Source organism: Actinokineospora enzanensis DSM 44649 (assembly GCF_000374445.1).
Taxonomy (GTDB): Bacteria; Actinomycetota; Actinomycetes; order Mycobacteriales; family Pseudonocardiaceae; genus Actinokineospora; species Actinokineospora enzanensis.
Genome location: NZ_KB894429.1, coordinates 28,453 through 47,579 on the forward strand (window position 1 = coordinate 28,453; position 19,127 = coordinate 47,579).

Consider the following 19,127-nt stretch of genomic DNA (forward strand, 5'->3'; position numbering starts at 1 on the left):
GGGCGGCCGAGGTGGGTGACGAGCGGGCCGGGGCCTCGGTGGAAGCCGTGTTCCGGGAGGAGCACGGGCGGTTGCTGGCCGCGCTCGTCCGCCGGTTCGGCGATCTCGACCTGGCCGAGGAGGCCGCGTCGGAGGCCGTGGAGGCGGCGTTGGCGCACTGGCCCGCGCACGGCGTGCCGCCCAACCCGGGCGCCTGGCTGATGACCACGGCCCGGCGCAAGGCGGTCGACCGGTTGCGCCGCGACCTCACCTACACCGCGCGGCTGGCCGAGCTGCGGGTCGAGGCGGAGCGGGCCGAGCCGGTGCCGCAGGCCGAGGAGCCCGGCGGGCTGCCCGACGACCGGTTGCGGCTGTTCTTCACCTGCGCGCACCCGGCGCTGGCCGAGCCGGACCGGGGCGCGTTGACGTTGCGGTGTCTGGCCGGGTTGACCACGCCGGAGGTGGCGCGGGCGTACCTGGTGCCGGTGGAGACGATGGCCAAGCGGATCACCCGGGCCAAGCGCAAGATCCGCGAGGCGCGCATCCCGTTCCGCGTCCCGGACGCGCACGAGCTGCCGGAGCGGTTGCCCGGGGTGCTCCAGGTGCTGTACTCGATCTTCACCGAGGGCTACGCGGCCAGCTCCGGACCGCGCCTGCAACGGCTGGACCTGGCCGAGGAGGCGATCCGGCTGGCCACCATCCTGCACCGCCTGCTGCCCGCGGAACGCGAGGTCACCGGCCTGCTGGCGTTGTTGCTGCTGGTCCACGCCCGGCGCGCCGCGCGGACCGGCCCGGACGGCCTGCCGGTGCTGCTCGACCGGCAGGACCGGGGCCGGTGGGACCGGGCGATGATCGAGGAGGGCCTGGCGCTGGTGCCGGTCGCGCTGGCGGGCGGCCCGCCCGGCCCGTACGGGGTGCAGGCCGCGATCGCCGCCCTGCACGACGAGGCCGCCGACGTGACCACCACCGACTGGCCGCAGATCGTCGCACTCTACGACGTCCTGCTCGCCCGCACCCCGTCCCCGATCGTCGCGATGAACCGCGCGGTCGCCATTGCCATGCGCGACGGCCCGTCGGCCGGTCTCGACCTGCTCGACCGGCTCGCCGACGACCCCCGCCTGCGCGACCACCACCCATACCTCGCCGCCCGCGCCGACCTGCTGGCCCGCCTCGGCCGCGCCCCCGAGGCCGCCGACGCCTACCGGCTCGCGCTGGACGCCGCAGGCACCGAGCCCGACCGCGCGCACCTGCGCGCCCGGCTCGACGCCATCCGAGAGGAACGACCATGAACGCCACTGCCCCGATGCTGCCCTGGACCACGGCCGAACGCCTCGGCCTCGCCGATCTCCTCGACGACCTCACCGACGCCGAATGGCGGTCGCCGTCCCTGTGCGCCGGTTGGACGATGCACGATCTGGCGGCCCACCTCACCCTGTCCACCCGCACCACGCTTCCGTTCGTACTCAGGAGAATCTGGCGTGCCCGGGGCAACTTCGACCGCATGGTCGCGGCGGCGGCGCTGGAACGCTCGGCCCGGTTCAGCCCGGCCGAGCTGATCGACCAGTTACGCGCGACGGCCGACTCACCGCGCCGGGCACCGTTGGCCGCTCCGGCGGACCCGTTGGTGGACGCGCTCGTGCATGGACAGGACATCGCGCGTCCGCTGGGACGGTTCCGCGCCATGCCGGGACCGCAGGCGGAGGCCGCGCTGGAACATGTGTTGGCCAGTCCCTTCTATGGCGCCCGCAAGCGGCTCGGGCTCACCACGCTGATCGCCACCGACCGTGATTGGACGGCTTCGGCGAACCCCGGACACGGGCCGGGCGAGGAGATCCGCGGCCCGATCGGCGACCTGCTCCTCGTGGCGACGGGACGACCCGCGGGCCTGGCCGCCCTGTCCGGCCGGGGCGTGGCCGATCTCCGACTTTCCCACCAGGCCGAGATGTAGCGTAGTCGGGCGTCGATGGTGGCACAGGGCGGTTGTCCGTCCAATTTGGACTCTTCGTTCTGGCGGTGAGCTTGACAGTCGACAACGGGCGCAATACCCCCTGGGGACTACGGCGGATCTCCGGCGGATCCCCGAGGCGAGGAGCCAGGCGCTGCGGTGTCCTGGTGTCACCGAGTTCCTTACGACAAGGGGAAACCAGGATGCGCAAATGGATTGCCGCGGGCATCACGGCCGTGTTGGTCGTGGCGCCCGAGGGAACGGCGTCGGCGGACAGTGGTACGGACAGGTTGCGGGACTCGCTGGAGGCGTTGACGCGGTCCGGTGCGACCGGTGTGGTCGTGCGGGTGGACGACGGGCGGCGGGTGCGGACGCTCGGCAGTGGCGTGGCCACGATTGATCCGCCGCGGCGGATCGGGACGTCCGACCAGTTCCGGATCGCCAGTGTCACCAAGTCGTTCGTGGCGACAGTGGTGTTGCAGCTGGTGGGCGAGGGCCGACTGCGGTTGACGGACACCGTCGAGCGCTGGCTGCCGGGGGTGGTGCCCGGTGGGGACCGGATCACCCTGCGGCAGCTGCTCAACCAGACCAGCGGCCTCTTCGACTACAACGACGACCAGGAATGGCTGACGACCGCGCTGGCGAGGCCGACGCGGAGTTGGTCGGCCCGTGAGTTGATCGCGGTGGCCGTGGCGCACCCGCCGGTGTTCGCGCCGGGTGCCCGGTGGGCGTACAGCAATACCAACTACCTGCTGACCGGGCTGGTCATCGAGAAGGCGACCGGGCGCGCCCTGGCCCGCACCGTGGCCGACCGGATCACCGAACCGTTGGGGCTGCGGGACACCTACCTGGCGACCGACGCGCGAGTACGCCCCGACCACATCCACGGCTACACCCCCGACCCGGACGGCGGCTACACCGACACCACCACCTACAGCCCGACCATGGCGGGCGCGGCCGGTGCGATGGTGTCGACCCCGCAGGACACCGCCCGCTTCTACCGCGCCCTGCTCTCCGGTGAGCTGCTGGACCAGGCTCAGCTGCGCGACATGCTCACCACGGTCCGGGTCGACGAGCACCACGGCGGCTATGGCCTCGGCATCTACTACGTCGACACCCCCTGCGGCCGGGTCTGGGGTCACGCGGGTGACTTTCCCGGCTATCACACGATCGCCTACCAGGACCGCGACGGCCGCCGTAGCGCGATCCTGATGGTGGCGACCGATATCGACCAGGAGCCGGGGTCGTTGTTCGACCGGACGGTGAACACCATGGTCTGTCGGATGATGGGCCGACAGGGTTAGTCGCGGGCCATCGGGCGGTGAAGATCGGTGTGGCAGGCGGGCGCGCCTGCCACACCGATGACCGAACATGGGAATACGCCGGATAGCGGGTGGGATGTCCGACCCTTTGGCGAGGGTTGTGCGTCGTGGTGGTCGCGTCTTTGCCGGCTTGTGGCCTGCGGTTGTCCACGCGCTGTGGGGTGTGGGAGTTTGTGTGACAGTGACAGATGTGGAGATCCCCCTCTCGCGGATGGGACAGGCGTTGGTGCTGACGCTGCCCACCCGTGCCTGTGATTCCCAGGCCGACCTCGTCCGGGTGCTGGCCGACGCCGGGTCCCTCCCGGCCGCCCCGCTGCTGGTACTCGATGCGCGACGGGTGGATGTCCTGTCCGCGGCCATGGCGCGGGCACTGGTCGAGTTCGTCCAGGCCGGGCAGGACCGGGGCTACCGGTGCGCGCTGGTGCTCCGGCGGACGGGGGTGGCCGCCCGGGTGATGGAGGTGGCCGACCCGGGTGGCTCGGTGCCGGTGTACGGCGAGCTGGAACAGGCCGTCCACGGGGAGTGCGGCCTGCCCGAGGTGACCTCCGACATCGTCGACTCGGCGGCCGCGGAGCAGGTGCTCAGCAACAGCTACACGAACATGCGGATCGAGCCGAGGGGCGAGCAGCGCGGGATGTGGTTGATCTCGGCGGACCTGGGCGCGGTCCGGCTCGACGAGCTGGGCTTCCGGATGCGGTTCCACGCCGTCGCCTGCCCGCTGGGCAAGTACGTGTTCGCCGAGGTGCTCTCCGGGCGACTGGCCTACCGGGCGGACGGGGTGGAGCAGCGGTACTCGACCGGGGACGTGTTCCCGTCCGGGTCGCCCGACGCCCCCTACGACGCCACCGTGGAGGAGAGCTCGTTCCGGCTGGCGGTGATCGACCCCAAGGTGATCGACGGCGTCGCCTCCGGTCCGGTCCGGTTCACCGACCGCGCCGCCGTGTCGACCCGGGCGGCGCGGAGCTGGCGGTCGACCTACCGGCACCTGCGCGACGACCTGCTCGGCGACCCCGAGGTGCTGGCGCACCCGCTGGTCGTGGGCAACGCGGCGCGGCTGCTGGCGGCCACCGCGCTGGCCACCTTCCCCAACACCGCGATCACCGAGCCGACCATCGAGGACCGGCACGACGCCCACCCCAGGACGCTGCGCCGGGCTATCGCGTTCATCGAGGCCAACGCCGACCAGGACCTGAGCGTCGCGGATGTCGCCAGAGCGGCGAGCGTCACGGTCCGGGCCGTGCAGCTGGCCTTTCGCCGCCATCTCGACACGACCCCGATGGCCTACCTGCGCCGGGTCCGGCTCGACCATGTGCGGGCCGAGCTGTGGGCGGGTGACCCGAGCCGGGACACCGTCACCCGGGTGGCGGCGCGCTGGGGGTTCGGTAGGCCGAGCGCTTTCGCCGCGCAGTACCGCGCGACCTATGGCGAGACGCCCTCGCGCACGTTGCGTGGGCGTTGAGCTGTGTTTGTTGGCTCGGCTTCGCCTCGCGGCGGGATCGCCTTCAGCCGGTCTCTTCCCACCCGATCCCACTCGGCCCTGGGGGCCTCCTGGGATCGGGTGGGAAGAGACCGGCGCGATCCCGCACGGGGGGGCGAGTCAGGGGTGGCTGGGTTGGGGTGGTTGAGGTGGGGGGTGGGGTTTGCCGGACCGGGTCGCGTGTACGTGGACGATCTATGACGGGGCTGCTGAGTCCGGCCGGGGCTCGCGATCACCGTGTGAGGCTTGTCGAGGTGTGCTGCACTGTGTCTGAGTAGTTCCACGGTTGTCCTCATAGGGGTTTGCCGTGCGAGAGTGACCACGTGGTGGAGACTGGGGAGTCCGTCGTGCCCGTGCGGCGCGGAATCTGGATGGAGTTGGCGCGGGTCGGCGTGGCCGGGCTGGTTGGTGCGGTGGCGATGTTGATCGGGATCAATGTCTCGTTCATGGCGATGCTCTCCGGCGGCTTGGCGGGTGTCCTCGTGGTGCCCGTGCTGTTCGTGCTGTTGGTGGCCGCGTTCGCGATCGTGGCCAGGCTGGCGCCGGAGGGGGCGTGGCTGCCGGAGAGCCGGGGCGGGCGGGTCGGCTGGGGGTTGCTCGTCGGCGGGGTCGGGCTGGTTGTCTGGGGGTTGGGGTGGTCGATCGGCAATGAAGCCGGGCTGGGGTTCCACCAGCATCCGGTGCTGTTCGGTGTCGTGCCGTTCTTACTGGTGGCGGGCATGCTGTCGCGGCGCTGGTACCTCGCGCTCGGCTCGCTCGCGGTGCTCGTCACGGTCGGGCTGCTCCTGCTCCGGTCCCTCGCCGCGGCCCAGCCGTCCGAGATCGACAAGCTGTTGGCGCACTCGCAGGTCACCCGGGACGACATCATGGTGGCCGCCGTTCCCGGCTACCACCCGGTGGCCCAGCAGAAGGTGTGGCAGCTGCTGCCGGACGACTACCAACCGAACCAGCCGTCGCCGTACATCGATCTCTTCGACTGCCGGACGCCGCGCAGCCGGACTGCGAGTTCGACCGGTCCGGCTACCGGTATCCGAGCGCGCAGAGCTGCGTGGTCGAGAGTCCGGGACTCTTCTTCATCCAGGGAATCGCAGGCCGCAACGCCTATGTCCACCACGTCGGGGACAGTCGCATGGTGCTCGTGGCGCCCGACTCCGTCGACCGCGGGGTGCTTCGCGAAGCCGTGCTGGCCGTCCACGCGACCGATCCGCCGGGTTCGGTCACCACCGCCATCCCGGGCTTCACCACCAACGGCGCCACCCCGGACGGTACGACGTTCGAGCCCGAGGACAAGACCCGGCTTCCCGGCGCGCGGAACATCGAGCTGCACACCCAGGGTTCGGTGGCCCCGCTCCGATGCCAATACGGGATCGACACCGAGGACTGCGAAATCGAGTCGCCCTCGCTGATGTACGCGCACTACACCAACAACACCCAGGTCTACGCGCGGATCGTGGGTTCGCGGCAGGTAAGCGTCGTGGCCGGGATGGGCGTCGATCGGAGTGTGCTGCGCACCGCCGCCTTGACCGCGCGCCCGGCCACCGACGACGAACTCCGGCTCGTGCTGCCGACGCCCCCGCCGGTGCGGGACCGCTCGCTGATGCGGGCCGTGCGTGGTCTGGCCCTCGACCTGTTCGGCCCTTGAGCCACCGGTCGGGCCGCGCGGTGGCGGCCCGACCGGGCAAGGGGACTACCTGCTCGCCTGCTCCAGGTGCAGCAGGGCCGCGGCGAGCGTGAAGTACTTGCTGGTCGCCAGGTCGCGGACGGTCTTGATGCCGAAGGCCGCGTCGAGCTTCTCCGCGTCGCCCTCGCTGACGCCCGAGAGGGCGGCGACGGGGGCGTCCAGGACCTCGGTCAGGCTCAGTTCCTCGTATGCCTTGTCGAGCTGCTTGGCCAGGTCCAGCGAGATCGCCACAGCGGGTTCCTCTCCGGGAGGGGGGGTGATCATGACGGGCGTCACCCTATCGGGGGCCTGTCCGGCGCTGAAGCGTGCGTCGGTCACGAACGGTCAAGGGTGATGTCGGTACAGCCCGGGCCGGTCACCGTGCCCGCGAGGTGCTTGTCGGTGATCGTCGCGGTGATGTCGACCATGATGTAGCCGGGCGGCGCGTCCACCCAGCGGAACTGCTTCATGGCGAGCGTCGAGCCGGTCAGCGCGCCGGTCATCAGGAAGCGTCCGGAAGGGACGGACGGGTTGGTGGTGAGCGCGTGGAAGCGGAACGACGCGGTCAGGTCGGCGGGGTCGTCGCCCGCGACGACCAGTTCCAGGCCGGTCTCGCCCTGCAGACACCGGTACCGCCCCCGCCACACGCCGGAGGCCGGGCTCGACCCGGTGCGCCCTTGGTGGTCGCGGTGCCCGGGGCGGGCAGCAACGGCGGCTGCTGTCCCATGGCCGCGGCCGCGCGCAGGGCGACGCCGACCAGGTCGGGGTGCCGCTCGGGCTGTCGGGTTGCAGGATCGCCTCGAACGAGCCGCCGTCGGCGTCCGCGGCGACGAACTTCTTGTTGGTGGCCTGGTAACCGGCCACACAGGACGCCAGCGAGGTGAAGGTGCCTCCTCGGCCATCGCATCGACGAAGTCGATGCCGATCGCGGTGCCGTTACCGAAACCCTGTGACGCACCGGGGAGATCGTCGGAGACTTTCCCGCGTTGTTACCTTTCGGGGGCGCGCGACGATGCCCGGTCGTGGGCTTGTTCAACGGTCGGGACCCCGGCGCGGCGGTCACCTATGTAGGCACGCGACCCGGGATGTCGGGCGCGGTGGAGCGACCGCACGGCCTCCGGGTCGCGCCGGGCGAGCACGGGGTCATCGTCGCCCGGCACGAGGCGCTGTTCGGGTCGACCCGCTACGACGTCCGGTTCGGATCGACCGTGGTCAAGGGGATACCGGCCGGGGATCTGACCACCGACTCGTGGGGCAGCGCGATCCCCGCGCTCGCGGACCGGCCGGGGTCGTTCGCCGGGGCCGTCGACCGGATGCTGGTGGAGGACCCGCTGGTCGGCTGCCTCGCCAACTTCCTCGTCCGGGCGGTCGGCGGCGTCCTCGTCCTGATCTACGCGCTGGCGGGCGTGCGGTGGCTGGGCGGCGAGGCATGGCTGTGGCGTTACGGGACCGACCTGACCGGTGACACAGCGCGGTTGTGGGTCGGGGTGGCCGTCCTGTTGGGACCTGTCGCCATCGTTTGTCTACTGCGGAGCTTCGTGTTCCCCCGTGTGCCCACGGCAGTAGTCGGCCTGGTACTCGCCGTGGCCGCCTGGCTGTCCTGGTACGCGGCAGCCGGTGTCCCTGGCTCCCGGGAGGCCGTGATCGTCGCGGTCGTCGGCGTGCTGGTCGCGGGCGTGAATCTGGTTCGCCTACGCGGAAACGACCTGCACCCGGCGTGGTTCTGGTATCCGGTGTCCATTGTGTTCTGCTGGGCCGCGGTCCGGCGCCACCGGACCCATCCGCTCCCGGGCTGGGACGAGCCGGGCGTGGTCGTGGACATCCTGATCACGTTCGCCCTGATCGGCGCTGCCCTGTACCTGTCCTCGGTGGCCGTCCACCAGTCCGCGGTCGGCTCGCCCGCGGCACGGCGGGTGTTCGGCGGGATCGAGTGGGCCTACGCGGTGGCCCTCCCGGTGGCCGTGTTGACGGTCGTGGCACTCACCCTGCCCTCGTTCATCCACGGCGTGCCGTGGTTCGGCGTCGGCGGCGAGGTGCTCATGCTGCCGTTCCTGCTGCTGATCGGCAGCGCACCGTTCCTCGCGGGGGTGTGGCTGGGCTGGCGACCGCTGCTCATCGCCCTGCGTCACCGGGGAGTCGATGACGCGCGCTGGTCGTGGGTGCGGACCTGCGGCTATTACGTGACCCCCGCCCTGATGGCGATCTTCCGCTACCGGGCGTGATCAGCCCCGCGCCACGACGAGCCGGAAGCCCGCGTCCCACTGATCGAGCCCGAGCAGCTCCCGGTGGTCGTCGTGCAGGCGCCCGGTGTCCAGGTCCGCCCGCAGCCGCCGCATCCCACGCTCATCCACCGCGGATCGGTGCGGCGGCCCAGGGAATACCCGGTGCCGATCCGGTCGTACAGCTCTGCCACCGCGTCCCCCTGATGATCGGCTTCAGCCGAGGGTGGTTGTTCGGTCCAGGCAGCCACAGCCGTTCGCGGACTTGGCCTCCGCCACGGTCAGGCCCGGTGTGACCGACTGTTCGGCAGGCGTGCAGCAGGATCCGACACCGCAACAGATGTCGGGCTTGGCGGCCCGGATGATCGCGGCGTGCATGCCGTCGGCGACCTCGTGCGTTGGCATGATCGTGATGTCGGCGAACCCGGCGGCCGTCAGGCCTTCGCGGTACTCGGCGAAGGAGAGAGCGCCCGCGATGCAACCGACGTAGTCGCCGCGTTCGGCACGCTGCGCGGGGGTCAGGGCGTCGTCGGCCACGACATCCGAGACGCCCACGCGGCCGCCGGGCCGCAGGACGCGGAAGGTCTCGGCGAACACGGCGGGCTTGTCGACCGACAGGTTGATGACGCAGTTGGAGATCACCACGTCGATGGTCGCGTCGGGCAGCGGGATCGCCTCGATGGTGCCCCGGTGGAACTCGACGTTCGGCGCGCCCGCCGCGATGGCGTTGGCTCGGGCGAGGGCGAGCATCTCGTCGGTCATGTCCAGCCCGTGGACCTTGCCGGTGGGGCCGACCCGGCGGGCGCCGAGCAGCACGTCGATGCCGCCGCCGGAGCCCAGGTCCAGCACCCGGTCGCCCTCGCGCAGCTCGGCGACGGCGGTCGGGTTGCCGCAGCCGAGCGAGGCCGCGACGGCGTCGGCGGGCAGGGCGTCGCGCTCATCGCCGGTGTACTGGGCGGAGCCGAAGTCCGGCTGCTCGCAGCAGGCACTGCCGCCCTCGCTCACCTGGAGTGCCGCGGCGGCGTAGCGCAGCCGGACGGTCTCTCGCAGTGTCATGGTCCGCTCCTGTGTTGACCAGCTTGCATCGATGAATGTCTATACATCTTGCGCCCTGAATCGAGGGGTGTCAATATAGAAGCATGTCGAAACAAGCCGAGTCCGCGTGCTGCGCCGGGATCACCGCCCTGGACGCCGCGCGGGCGGACGACCTGGCCGCGCAGTTCAAGGCGCTGGGCGACCCTGTGCGGCTGCGGCTGTTGTCGATGATCGCGGCCAGAGACGAGGTCTGCGTGTGTGAGCTGACCCCGGCGTTCGATCTGTCCCAGCCGACGATCTCGCACCATCTCAAGCTGCTCCGCCAAGCGGCCCTCATCGACTCCGAACGCCGCGGCACCTGGGTCTACTACCGGGTCGTCCCCGGCGCCCTCGACCGGCTCGCCGCCTTCCTCGCCACGTGAACCGGCGGCAAGAAGCGCCTGCGCGCGCGTCCCTCACCCGTCGGGCCTGCTGCGAGGCACTCGGGACTGCGGCATTGGCCGCCGTGGTCGTCGGCTCCGGCATCCAGGCCGCCGTCCTCACCGACGACGTGGCATTGCGGTTGCTGGCCAACGCGCTGGCCACCGTCCTCGGCCTGGGCGTGCTGATCGCCCTGTTCGGCCCGATCTCCGGTGCCCACCTCAACCCCGTCGTCTCCCTGGCCGCCCGCCTCACCGGTGACCTGCCCGGCCGCGACCTCGCCGCCTACGCGGTCGCCCAGGTGGCGGGCGCCCTCGGTGGCGCCGTCCTGGCCAACGCCATGTTCGCGCACCCGCTGGTCACCTGGTCCACACAGGACCGTTCTGCCCCGCACCTGTGGCTCGGCGAACTGGTGGCCACCACCGGCCTGGTCCTCCTCGTCCTGGCCTTGGGCCGCACCGGCCGCGACCGCCTGGCCCCGGCAGCGATCGCGTCGTTCATCGGCGCCGCCTACTGGTTCACCTCGTCCACCGCGTTCGCCAACCCCGCGGTCACCCTGGGCCGAGCCCTCACCGACACCTTCGCGGGCATCGCCCCGGCCTCCGTCCCGCCCTTCGTCGCCGCCCAACTCGTCGGCGCGGCCATCGGTCTCGGCCTCGCCGTGACCCTCTTCGCCCGCCCGTCACCCGCCTGCCCCGTTCGGCTGCGTCCACAGCGCACGGATGACAGCGGGGACCAGGCGGACGTAGACGACCATGCCGAGTACCTCGACCAGCGTCTGCGTCACCACGACGATGGCCGTGACGCCGAGTGTGTCCGGTAGGGCGAGGGCGAGGGGGAGCACGACCAGCGAGTTGCGCGTCGCCCCGGTGAACGTGATCGCGCGGCTGTCGGCGGTGTCGAGTCGGAACAGGCGGGCGGTGGCGAGGCCGAGGGCGGGCATCACGAGCAGGAAGGCGACATAGAACGGGATCACGCCGAGAACCGTGCCGAAATCTCCCAGCTTCGGCACCTGGGAGGCGACGACCGTCAGCAAGGTCGCGATCATCAACGGCACCACTCCCGCACCCGCCACCCGGGTGACGGTCGTCCAGCGTTGCGTCGCCCAGGCCAGGGCGAGCGGGATCGCGATCAGCGTCAGGAACGCGCGCAGGAACGGTCCGAACTCGACGATGCCTACCAGGTCGGAACCCAGGAACAGCCACAGGAACACCGGCAGCAACAACATCTGCGCGACCAGCAAAACCGGTGTCGCGGCGAGCAGTCGTGCGGAACCGCCCACGAGGCCGCTGAAGACGATCACGTAGTCGACGCATGGGGTGAGCAGCACCAGCAGCACACCGATACGCACGGCGGGATCGGTGGGCAGCCAACCGAACATGACCGCGACGACCAACGGCACCGCGACGAAGTTGACCACCAGTGCCGCGCCAAGGAACCTGCCCGCCCGCAGTGATCGCAGCAGTTCGCGGGCCGGTACCTGGAGGAAGGTCGCATACAGCAGGACGCCGAGCACCGGGTTGATCGCGGTCTCCAGGCCCGGCCCGGCGACCGGGACCAACAGTCCGAATAGGACACCGGCGAGGATGGCGCCGAGGTAGACCGGGACCTGGTGCCGCTCCAGCCACGCGACCAACCCGTCACCTCCGGTACGTCATTTCGACGAGCATGCCTTATCCGAGCATGCGTGTCGCCCCGGCGTCTCCGGCGACAATCCGAACCGTGGCGATGTCACGGTCGATCGCTTCCCGCCACGACGAGACCTGAGTCACTTTGCCTCTGGTTCAGGGCGTTCGGTACGGACGATCACCAACATGAACGGACGAGCTGGTTGACTGGAGAGGCATACCGGGGGAAGGAGTCGCATGGCTGCCCGACGTCGTGCCCTGCTGGTGGCGGTCGCCCTGCTCGCGTCCGCGTGCACGGCCGAGCCCGCAGGCCCGAGCAACACCGCTGCCGCGCCGAACGGCCTGGTCTCGCTCCCCGTAGCGTTGCACGAGGGGATGGGCGCGGCCCCGTTCGACGTCCCGCGACAGGTGCTCATTCCCCAGGGCTGGTCACTGTCGGTCTTCGCCCGCGTCCCGTCGGCCCGGCTCGCCGCGTGGACACCGGACGGCGAGTTGCTCGTCTCGGTGCCCCGGACCGGGACGGTGGTGCGGCTGGTCCCGGACGGTCATGGCGTGGCGACGGTCTTCCCCCTGCTCGACGGCCTGAACCAACCCCACGGCCTCGCCTTCGCCGGTTCCACCCTGTACGTGGCGCAGAGCGACCGCGTGGACGCCTACGACTACGGGTCGGGCAAGGCGACCGACCCGCGACCGATCGTCACCGGCCTGCCCGACGCCAAGAGCCCGGAGCTGGGCGGGCAGTACGCGCACGCGTTGAAGAGCGTGGCGGTGGGGCGGGACGGCGCGGTGTACGTGTCGGTCGGCTCGACCGGCAACATCTCCGCCGAAGACCTCGCCGCGACCCCACCCCGCGCCGCCATCCTGCGCGTCCCACCCGGCGGCGGCGCGCCGGAACCGTTCGCCGTCGGGGTCCGCAACGGCACCGGCCTGGCGATCGCACCCGACGGCGCGGTGTGGACGGCGGTGAACAACCGGGACAACATCCAGTACCCCTTCGACCGCCCGTATGGCGACACGCCGGGATCGGCCAGGGGACGGGTGATCGACGAGTACGTGCGCGACCACCCCGTCGAGCCGCTGGCGAAACTCACCGCTGGCCGGAACCTGGGCTGGCCGTACTGCAACCCGGATCCGGACGTGGACCCGGGCGTGCGCGGCAGCGCCCAACGCCGTTCGGACGTGCCGTTCACCCCGGACATCCAGACCAATCCGGACGGTCATCGGCTGGACTGTGCCACCCTTCCCAGGATCGAGCAATCCCTTGCAGGCCACTCCGCCCCATTAGGACTGTCCTTCGTGGATGGTGGCCTCCCCGGTGACTACGCCCGAGGCGCTCTCGTCGGTGTCCACGGTTCATGGAACGCGTCCCCGCCGCGCGCGCCCGAGGTGTCGTTCTTCCGTTGGCGCGATGGGAACCTGGACGCCCAGCAAACCCTGGTCGGCGGATTCCAGGCGGCCGACGGAACCCGCTGGGGTCGCCCGGTCGCCGCCGTGGTCGGCCCGGACCGGGCCGTGTACATCACCGATGATCAGGCGGGCGCTGTCTATCGACTGACGCCGCCTCTCGTCGGCTAGCGCGGCAGGGAACGGCGGTCACGAACATGGCGCAGGCTTGGTTACGCTCTCCTCTTCGCCCGTTACGTACCTGATGTCGGTTGCGGCGAACTTGTCCTCCGTACGTGTGCGGTGGCCCGGTTCGGGGTACCCCGTCCACATGGCAGGGAGCGATGAGGCCGCCCGCCGGGTGCCTGTCGGTGCGATCGTGGTCGGAGTGGACGGCACGGAGGCGTCGGAGCACGCCGTCGACTGGGCGGTCGGGGAGGCCGCGGGCCGTCCGCTGGTGCTGGTGCGGGTGGTCGAGCTGATCTGGCCGGTCACCCGGTTCCCGATGATGGCGAGCACGGACTTCGCCTTCGACAGCGAGCTCCTGCGCCGCTCGGCGGCCGAGATGCTCGACAAGACCGCGCGGCGCGTACGGGACCGTGTACCCGACGTGCACACGGTGCTCATCGACGGCTCGCCCGGCGTGCGGCTGGGGGAGTTCGCCCACGAACAGTCCGCGCGCCTGCTCGTGGTCGGCGCAGGCGAACGGTCATTCCTCGGCACAATCCTCGGATCGACCACGTCAGGTGTGCTGCGTTCCCCCGCGATCCCCACCGTGATCGTGCGCGGTGTCGCACCGACCGCCGGTCGGGTCGTCGTGGGCATCGACGGCTCGGACACCGGTCAGGCGGCGGTCGAGTTCGCCGCCGACTACGCCGAGCGTCACCGGGCCACCCTGGTGGCGGTGCACGCGTGGTCGGACCGCCCGATCAGCGACATGGTCGCGGGCTTCTTCGCGGGCTTGGGCGACAACCACCCCGAGGTCGCCGCCGAGCACCTGGTCGAGGAGCAATTGGCCGGGGTGATGAGCGCTCACCCCGGGTTGGCGGTCGAGAAAGTGCACCGAGTGGACCGACCGGCCGACGCGCTGGTCGAGGCCGCGACGGGTGCGCGCCTGCTCGTTGTCGGCAGTCACGGCCGCGGCCTCGCCGCCCGTCTCACCCTCGGCTCGGTGAGCCACGCGGTCGTGCACCACGCACCCTGTCCGGTGGCCATCATCGCGGGAGCGCCCGGATGAGCCTGAGCAGACGGGAACAGCAACAGCTCGCCGCCATCGCGGCCCGGCTCGGCGTGGACGCGCCGGAACTCGCGTCGATGCTCAAGGAGAAGGACCCCGAGCCGCCGAACCCATTGCACCGACTGAGCGTGCTGAGCCTCGGCCTCGTCGCCGCCCTGGTCGGCCTGCTCGGCAGCCTCCCCTTCCTGATCTTCCTCGGCATGGCCGCGAGCGCCGCCGCATTGCTCGCCCCACGCCTGAAGCACCCACCGACCGATGACGACGACCCGGACGACTCGCCCTATCCGTGGTGAATTGCTGACCCGTCCTCGAATTCCGTATTCGAGCGGAATGTGGCGACAATGCGAACCAGGCTCGTGTGTTTGTCGCCGGTAACGGTCGTGATCTCCCCGGCGACCGAATGTTCGTGAGGTTTCCGCGCCTGGCGATGGCCGCATTGTTGCTCTGCGGCGTGTCCGCGTGTGACCTGGTGGCGGACGGTCCGGTCGCCGATGTCACGGTAGGGTTGGGGATTCTGGAGTTCAAGATCGACAGTCGCGGGCACATCTCGGTCGGGGCGGCGAAGCGGCTGGAGGCGCACTGGGGGCCGGTGAGCATCAGCGCGGGCGTGGAGTGGAAGTCCGAGCTGGGCGGCGACGAGGACCACTCCGTGCTGCTCATCCAGCACCCGGTGGACGGCGTGCAACAGCAGGACGCCTACCGGCTGGACACCGAGAAGCCGCTGAACGTGCACCTCGACGGAGTGTTCGACCTGCGCCTCACCGACCGCGTCACGACCCTGGTGATCACCGACGCGGCCACCCTCATCACCGTCACCGACGGTGACATCACCGCCGCCACCCCGCCGACGTCCGAGCCGCCGCCCGCGTCCGTCGCCGCCGAGCAGCCGGTGAGTTCGGACCCGGTGACCAGCGGCTGCGCCCGTGACGCGCAGGTGATGGCCGAGGGCGCGCTGCGTGACGGCGGCGGCTACCCGCTACTGGGCGTGCGCATCTGGCACTCCAAGGCGTGCAACCGCGACTGGGGGCAGGCGTTCGGCAACGCCTATGGTCGCCTGGTGGTCAGCCTGCCCAGCAAGGGCGGCATCGCGGTCTGCCTCCCACTGGACTGCTCACTCACCGCCGTCCCCATCACGAACTACCACACCCCGATGCTCGACGGCGACGTCCGCACCGTCGCCTGCGCCACCGCCACCAGCCCCCGCGACCACCTCGTCTACGGCGGCTGCCTGCAAGCCTGACCGGTCATGAGTTCGCCGATTCCGCAGGGTGGCGAACTGTCCGGAATGCGACAGTCCAGGTCGGACGGCACCCGGTCAGGGGTATGCCCGCGCGGCGCGTTCGATCTCCGCGTGTCGGTCCGCCCAGTAGGCGGCGTCGCGGGCGGGGGCGGCGGTCGTGCCGTCGAGTTGTTCGCGGAGGATGTCGGCGTGGCCCGCGTGCCTGGCGGTCTCCGTGAGCCGGTGGGCCAGGACCCCGTACAGCCGCACGTCCGGTCGCGGCCACCACGGCACGTGGCCGGGTGCGTCGAGGGGGAGCGCGGCGATGGTCGCGTCCGCGTGTGCCCACACGCGGTGGTAGCGGTCGACGATCTCGGCCCGGGTCTCGTGCTCGGTCGCCCACAGGTCGTTGCCGCGCTGCTCGACGTCGTCCCAGCGGGGGAGCGGCTCGGGGAACGGTCGGCCGAACACCTCGCCGAGGTAGCGGGACTCCCAGAGTGCGAGGTGCTTGACCAGCCCGAGCAGGTTGGTCCCGGTCGCGGTCAGCGGACGTCGGATGTCGTACTCGGTGAGCCCGTCCAGCCGCTCGACCACCGCCTCGCGCAGCTCGCGCAGGTCTTCGTGCAGGTAGGCCTTCACCACGTCGTCGATCATGGAACCCGAGCCTGCCATGCACTGCGTACCGGTTCCCGTCGGGGTCGGGCGACGCCGTACGGGTGTAGACGCGTCCACGGCCGGGTAGTCGGCGGGCGGTCGACGATGAGGAGAGGCATATGGACGCCGGTAAGCCCGTGCAGGCGGTCAAGGAGGCCCTGGACAAGGCCGTGGCGAAGGTCGCGGACCTGGTCACCCCCGACGTGCCCGGGGTGCCGGGCAGCGAGCCGCCCTCGCTGGAGGAGCCCACGCGGCCACGGGATCCGTTGCCGCGCAAGGCCGACCAGGGGTCGCCGGACACCCGGACCGCCACCGGGGCGGAAGCCGGTGCCGGGCACGAGGTGCGTGAGCAGCAGGGTGCCTTCCTGACGACCTCGACCGGCACGCGCCTGCGCGACACCGACCACTCGCTCAAGGCGGGGGAGCGCGGGCCGACGCTGCTGCAGGACCACCACCTGCGTGAGAAGATCACGCACTTCGACCACGAGCGCATCCCGGAGCGCGTGGTGCACGCCCGCGGCGCGGGCGCGCACGGCGTGTTCGTCGGCTACGGCAGCGCGGCCAAGGTGTGTCGGGCCGCGTTCCTCCGGGAAGGCGTGACCACACCGGTGTTCGTGCGGTTCTCCACCGTCGTGGGGTCCCGCGGCTCCGCCGACACCGTGCGCGACACACGCGGGTTCGCCACGAAGTTCTATACCGGCGAGGGCAACTTCGACCTGGTGGGCAACAACATCCCGGTGTTCTTCATCCAGGACGGCATCAAGTTCCCCGACGTCGTGCACGCCGCCAAACCGCACCCGGACCGGGAGATCCCGCAGGCGCAGAGCGCGCACGACACGTTCTGGGACTTCGTCTCCCTGCACACCGAGGCCACCCACCACGTGTTCTGGCACCTGTCCGACCGGGGCATCCCGCGCTCCCTCCGCACCATGGAGGGCTTCGGCGTGCACACGTTCCGGCTGGTGGACGCCGAGGGCGGCACGTCGCTGGCGAAGTTCCACTGGAAGCCCAGGCTCGGCGTGCACTCGCTGGTCTGGGAGGAGGCGCAGCTGCTCGCAGGCTTCGATCCCGACTTCCACCGGCGGGACCTGTTCGACGCCATCGAGTCCGGCGCGTTCCCGCAGTGGGAGCTGGGGATCCAGGTCTTCCCGGACACCCCGGAGCAGGTGTTCGACGGCATCGACCTGCTCGACCCGACGAAGATGGTGCCCGAGGAGCTGGCCCCGGTGCAGCCGATCGGCATGCTCACCCTCAACCGCAACACCACCGACTTCTTCGCCGAGACCGAGCAGGTCGCCTTCCATGTCGGGCACCTCGTGCCGGGCATCGACGTCACCGACGACCCGCTGCTGCACGCGCGGCTGTTCTCCTACGTCGACACCCAGCTCACCCGCCTGGGCGGGCCGAACTTCAACCAGATCCCGGTCAACCGCGCGCACGCGCCGGTCAACGACATGCTCCGCGACGGCTTCCACCAGCACGCCGTGCACAGCGGTGTGGCCCCGTACAAGCCCAACAGCCTCGACGGCGGATGTCCGTTCCAGGCGGGCGCCGATATGGGCGCGTTCGTCGAGGTGCCCGCGGCCGTGGCGGCGTCGGTGAAACAACGGCAGTCTCCGGCGTCGTTCGAGGACCATTTCAGCCAGCCGCGCCTGTTCTACCGCAGCCTGACCCCGGTGGAGCGCGAGCACATCATCCAGGCATTCATCTTCGAGCTGGGCAAGTGCTACGAGCAGGTCATCAAGGAACGGCAGCTGCGCGTCCTGGCCAATGTGGACACCGAACTGTGCGCGCGCGTCGCGGCGGGTCTCGGTCTGCCCGCGCCGGAGCCGACCGTCACCGTGCCGGACGCCATGCCCAGCTCGGCGCTCTCGCAGCTGGGCCGGGAGTGGCCGATCGACGGCCGGGTGGTCGGCGTGGTGGTGGACGTGGACGACCCGGACGGCTTCCAGGGCCTGCGCGGCCTGCGCCAGGCGATCGCCGCCGCGAACATGACCCCGTTGTTCATCGCGGCGCGCGGCGGGGACCTGGCGGACGGGCTGGTGGCGCAGCGGACATTCCTCACCGCCCGTTCCGTGGAGTTCGACGCCATCCTGGTCGCCGCCGCACCCGCTCCGGCCCCGGACGTGCTCGCGGGCCGTGACGCGGAGGCGGGGGCCGTCGACCCGCGCGTCGTGCTGATGCTGGCGGAGACCTACCGGCACGCCAAGGTCATCGGTGTCTGGGGTGGTGGTTCCTCGGCACTGGCCGCCGCGGGGATCCTGCCGGATGGGGCCGGGGTGGTGTCCGGGGAGGATCCGGCGGAGGTGTTCACCGAGGTCCAGCGGCTCCTGGGAGCGCATCGCGTGTGGGAGCGGTTCCCGGCGGCGGTGAACTGACTGGACGACACCCTCCGCACCGGGCCACTCCGGTGCGGAGGGTGGTTTCCGTTCCGTCGATGGACGCCCCGTCGCGGGGGAGTTGCGTTCCTGTCGGAACGCTTTGCATCCATAGTGGACCGATATGGCGCCTAGCGGGTCTCCGGCGCCCACAGTCGGTCCGCGTCTCCCGTCGCCATCCGCTCGCGATAGATGCCGATCTTGCGGTCGATCATCGCCAGGCTCCGCGCCAGCTCGTCCATCCGCTCCGCCAGCTCGGTGCGGTGGGCCGCCAGCAGGGCGAGCCGCTCGTGCTCGTTGCCCCGTCCGCCCGCGACGAGGTCGGCGTAGCGGCGGATGTCCCGAATGGACATCCCGGTGTCCCGCAACCGCGTGCACACCTTGATCCAGTCCAGGTCCGACTGCCGGTAGCGCCGTCGTCCGCCGGTCGTGCGGTCGACATCGGTGATGACCAGGCCCGCTCGTTCGTAGTAGCGCAGTGTGTGCACGCTCACGCCGGTCCGGCGCGCGGCCTCGGCGATGCCGAGCCCCTCCGGGGGGACCGGGTCGTGCGGGTTGACTTCGAGCACGC

The 19,127-nt window shown here is 71.0% G+C and carries 19 protein-coding genes and 1 pseudogene; 13 read left to right on the forward strand and 7 right to left on the reverse strand.

From position 1 onward, the window contains the following. The first annotated feature begins 11 nt into the window (after positions 1 to 11). The 4 genes from C503_RS0126380 (at position 12) to C503_RS0126395 (ending at position 4,705) form a co-directional block, all read left to right on the forward strand. Positions 12 to 1,268 (forward strand): RNA polymerase sigma factor, encoded by a 1,257-nt coding sequence (locus C503_RS0126380; RefSeq protein ID WP_018685224.1) that lies wholly within the window; start codon positions 12 to 14, stop codon positions 1,266 to 1,268. Further along, complete coding sequence (locus C503_RS0126385) at positions 1,265 to 1,927, forward strand: maleylpyruvate isomerase family mycothiol-dependent enzyme (RefSeq protein WP_018685225.1); 663 nt, start codon at positions 1,265 to 1,267, stop codon at positions 1,925 to 1,927. The genes C503_RS0126380 and C503_RS0126385 overlap by 4 nt, the downstream gene beginning before the upstream one ends. 200 nt (positions 1,928 to 2,127) lie before the next feature. Further along, positions 2,128 to 3,228: a serine hydrolase domain-containing protein gene (locus tag C503_RS40950; RefSeq protein WP_018685226.1), complete on the forward strand. Its 1,101-nt coding sequence runs from the start codon at positions 2,128 to 2,130 to the stop codon at positions 3,226 to 3,228. 193 nt (positions 3,229 to 3,421) lie between these two features. Next, a complete protein-coding gene (locus C503_RS0126395; RefSeq protein ID WP_245572591.1) occupies positions 3,422 to 4,705 on the forward strand; it encodes a helix-turn-helix domain-containing protein in 1,284 nt (427 codons plus the stop codon). 310 nt (positions 4,706 to 5,015) lie between these two features. Here the strand turns inward: C503_RS0126395 and C503_RS0126400 are convergent, their stop codons facing one another. Continuing rightward, positions 5,016 to 5,495 carry a hypothetical protein gene (locus tag C503_RS0126400; RefSeq protein ID WP_156893499.1) on the reverse strand — a complete coding sequence of 160 codons (480 nt, stop codon included), beginning with the start codon at positions 5,493 to 5,495 and terminating at the stop codon, positions 5,016 to 5,018. A 141-nt stretch (positions 5,496 to 5,636) separates the two neighbouring features. On the opposite strand from C503_RS0126400, the gene C503_RS0126405 reads away from it, so the two are divergent. Next, on the forward strand, positions 5,637 to 6,365 hold the full coding sequence (locus C503_RS0126405) for a hypothetical protein (RefSeq protein WP_156893500.1): 729 nt from the start codon (positions 5,637 to 5,639) through the stop codon (positions 6,363 to 6,365). A 45-nt stretch (positions 6,366 to 6,410) separates the two neighbouring features. Here C503_RS0126405 and C503_RS0126410 read toward each other — a convergent pair whose 3' ends face one another. Together C503_RS0126410 and C503_RS0126415 are read right to left on the reverse strand one after the other, a co-directional pair. After that, positions 6,411 to 6,635, reverse strand: a complete 225-nt coding sequence (locus C503_RS0126410) for a hypothetical protein (RefSeq protein ID WP_018685230.1) — start codon at positions 6,633 to 6,635, stop codon at positions 6,411 to 6,413. Between the two features lie 83 nt (positions 6,636 to 6,718). Then, positions 6,719 to 7,030 (reverse strand): hypothetical protein, encoded by a 312-nt coding sequence (locus C503_RS0126415; protein WP_018685231.1) that lies wholly within the window; start codon positions 7,028 to 7,030, stop codon positions 6,719 to 6,721. Between the two features lie 375 nt (positions 7,031 to 7,405). On the opposite strand from C503_RS0126415, the gene C503_RS0126420 reads away from it, so the two are divergent. After that, entirely contained in the window at positions 7,406 to 8,605 is a 1,200-nt protein-coding gene (locus C503_RS0126420) for a hypothetical protein (protein WP_018685232.1), read from the forward strand. Positions 8,606 to 8,818: 213 nt separating this feature from the next. Here C503_RS0126420 and arsM read toward each other — a convergent pair whose 3' ends face one another. Then, positions 8,819 to 9,658 carry an arsenite methyltransferase gene (gene arsM, locus C503_RS0126430; protein ID WP_018685234.1) on the reverse strand — a complete coding sequence of 280 codons (840 nt, stop codon included), beginning with the start codon at positions 9,656 to 9,658 and terminating at the stop codon, positions 8,819 to 8,821. 83 nt (positions 9,659 to 9,741) lie between these two features. On the opposite strand from arsM, the gene C503_RS0126435 reads away from it, so the two are divergent. Together C503_RS0126435 and C503_RS48100 are read left to right on the forward strand one after the other, a co-directional pair. Then, complete coding sequence (locus C503_RS0126435; protein WP_018685235.1) at positions 9,742 to 10,059, forward strand: ArsR/SmtB family transcription factor; 318 nt, start codon at positions 9,742 to 9,744, stop codon at positions 10,057 to 10,059. Then, positions 10,056 to 10,553, forward strand: a pseudogene (locus C503_RS48100) (aquaporin); the annotation flags it as partial. The gene C503_RS0126435 and the pseudogene C503_RS48100, both read left to right, overlap by 4 nt. Before the next feature lie 186 nt (positions 10,554 to 10,739). Here the strand turns inward: C503_RS48100 and C503_RS0126450 are convergent. Then, positions 10,740 to 11,693, reverse strand: coding sequence for an arsenic resistance protein (locus C503_RS0126450; protein WP_018685238.1), 954 nt, complete (start codon positions 11,691 to 11,693; stop codon positions 10,740 to 10,742). 229 nt (positions 11,694 to 11,922) lie between these two features. Between C503_RS0126450 and C503_RS0126455 the strand changes: the two genes are divergently transcribed. From C503_RS0126455 to C503_RS0126470, 4 genes are all read left to right on the forward strand, one after another. Further along, positions 11,923 to 13,260 (forward strand): PQQ-dependent sugar dehydrogenase, encoded by a 1,338-nt coding sequence (locus C503_RS0126455; protein ID WP_026316724.1) that lies wholly within the window; start codon positions 11,923 to 11,925, stop codon positions 13,258 to 13,260. Between the two features lie 139 nt (positions 13,261 to 13,399). Beyond that, positions 13,400 to 14,305 (forward strand): universal stress protein, encoded by a 906-nt coding sequence (locus C503_RS0126460; RefSeq protein ID WP_063710846.1) that lies wholly within the window; start codon positions 13,400 to 13,402, stop codon positions 14,303 to 14,305. Then, positions 14,302 to 14,598 carry a DUF3040 domain-containing protein gene (locus C503_RS0126465; RefSeq protein WP_018685241.1) on the forward strand — a complete coding sequence of 99 codons (297 nt, stop codon included), beginning with the start codon at positions 14,302 to 14,304 and terminating at the stop codon, positions 14,596 to 14,598. Before C503_RS0126460 ends, C503_RS0126465 begins: the two co-directional genes overlap by 4 nt. A 113-nt stretch (positions 14,599 to 14,711) precedes the next feature. Further along, on the forward strand, positions 14,712 to 15,545 hold the full coding sequence (locus C503_RS0126470; protein ID WP_156893504.1) for a hypothetical protein: 834 nt from the start codon (positions 14,712 to 14,714) through the stop codon (positions 15,543 to 15,545). A gap of 75 nt (positions 15,546 to 15,620) precedes the next feature. Here C503_RS0126470 and C503_RS0126475 read toward each other — a convergent pair whose 3' ends face one another. Continuing rightward, the gene (locus C503_RS0126475; RefSeq protein ID WP_018685243.1) at positions 15,621 to 16,178 is read right to left on the reverse strand and encodes a DinB family protein; all 558 of its coding nucleotides are present in this window, start codon (positions 16,176 to 16,178) and stop codon (positions 15,621 to 15,623) included. 119 nt (positions 16,179 to 16,297) lie between these two features. Between C503_RS0126475 and C503_RS0126480 the strand changes: the two genes are divergently transcribed. Continuing rightward, entirely contained in the window at positions 16,298 to 18,556 is a 2,259-nt protein-coding gene (locus tag C503_RS0126480; RefSeq protein WP_018685244.1) for a catalase, read from the forward strand. Positions 18,557 to 18,687: 131 nt separating this feature from the next. On the opposite strand, the gene C503_RS0126485 is transcribed toward C503_RS0126480, so the two are convergent. Next, the gene (locus tag C503_RS0126485; RefSeq protein ID WP_018685245.1) at positions 18,688 to 19,125 is read right to left on the reverse strand and encodes a MerR family transcriptional regulator; all 438 of its coding nucleotides are present in this window, start codon (positions 19,123 to 19,125) and stop codon (positions 18,688 to 18,690) included. Positions 19,126 to 19,127: the final 2 nt, after the last annotated feature.

Coding starts and splice junctions, on each gene's coding strand:
- C503_RS0126385 (WP_018685225.1), top strand. CDS start 1,265: ATGAACGCCACTGCCCCGATGCTGCCCTGGACCACGGCCGAACGCCTC.
- C503_RS40950 (WP_018685226.1), top strand. CDS start 2,128: ATGCGCAAATGGATTGCCGCGGGCATCACGGCCGTGTTGGTCGTGGCG.
- arsM (WP_018685234.1), bottom strand. CDS start 9,658: ATGACACTGCGAGAGACCGTCCGGCTGCGCTACGCCGCCGCGGCACTC.
- C503_RS0126435 (WP_018685235.1), top strand. CDS start 9,742: ATGTCGAAACAAGCCGAGTCCGCGTGCTGCGCCGGGATCACCGCCCTG.
- C503_RS0126455 (WP_026316724.1), top strand. CDS start 11,923: ATGGCTGCCCGACGTCGTGCCCTGCTGGTGGCGGTCGCCCTGCTCGCG.
- C503_RS0126460 (WP_063710846.1), top strand. CDS start 13,400: ATGGCAGGGAGCGATGAGGCCGCCCGCCGGGTGCCTGTCGGTGCGATC.
- C503_RS0126465 (WP_018685241.1), top strand. CDS start 14,302: ATGAGCCTGAGCAGACGGGAACAGCAACAGCTCGCCGCCATCGCGGCC.
- C503_RS0126475 (WP_018685243.1), bottom strand. CDS start 16,178: ATGATCGACGACGTGGTGAAGGCCTACCTGCACGAAGACCTGCGCGAG.
- C503_RS0126480 (WP_018685244.1), top strand. CDS start 16,298: ATGGACGCCGGTAAGCCCGTGCAGGCGGTCAAGGAGGCCCTGGACAAG.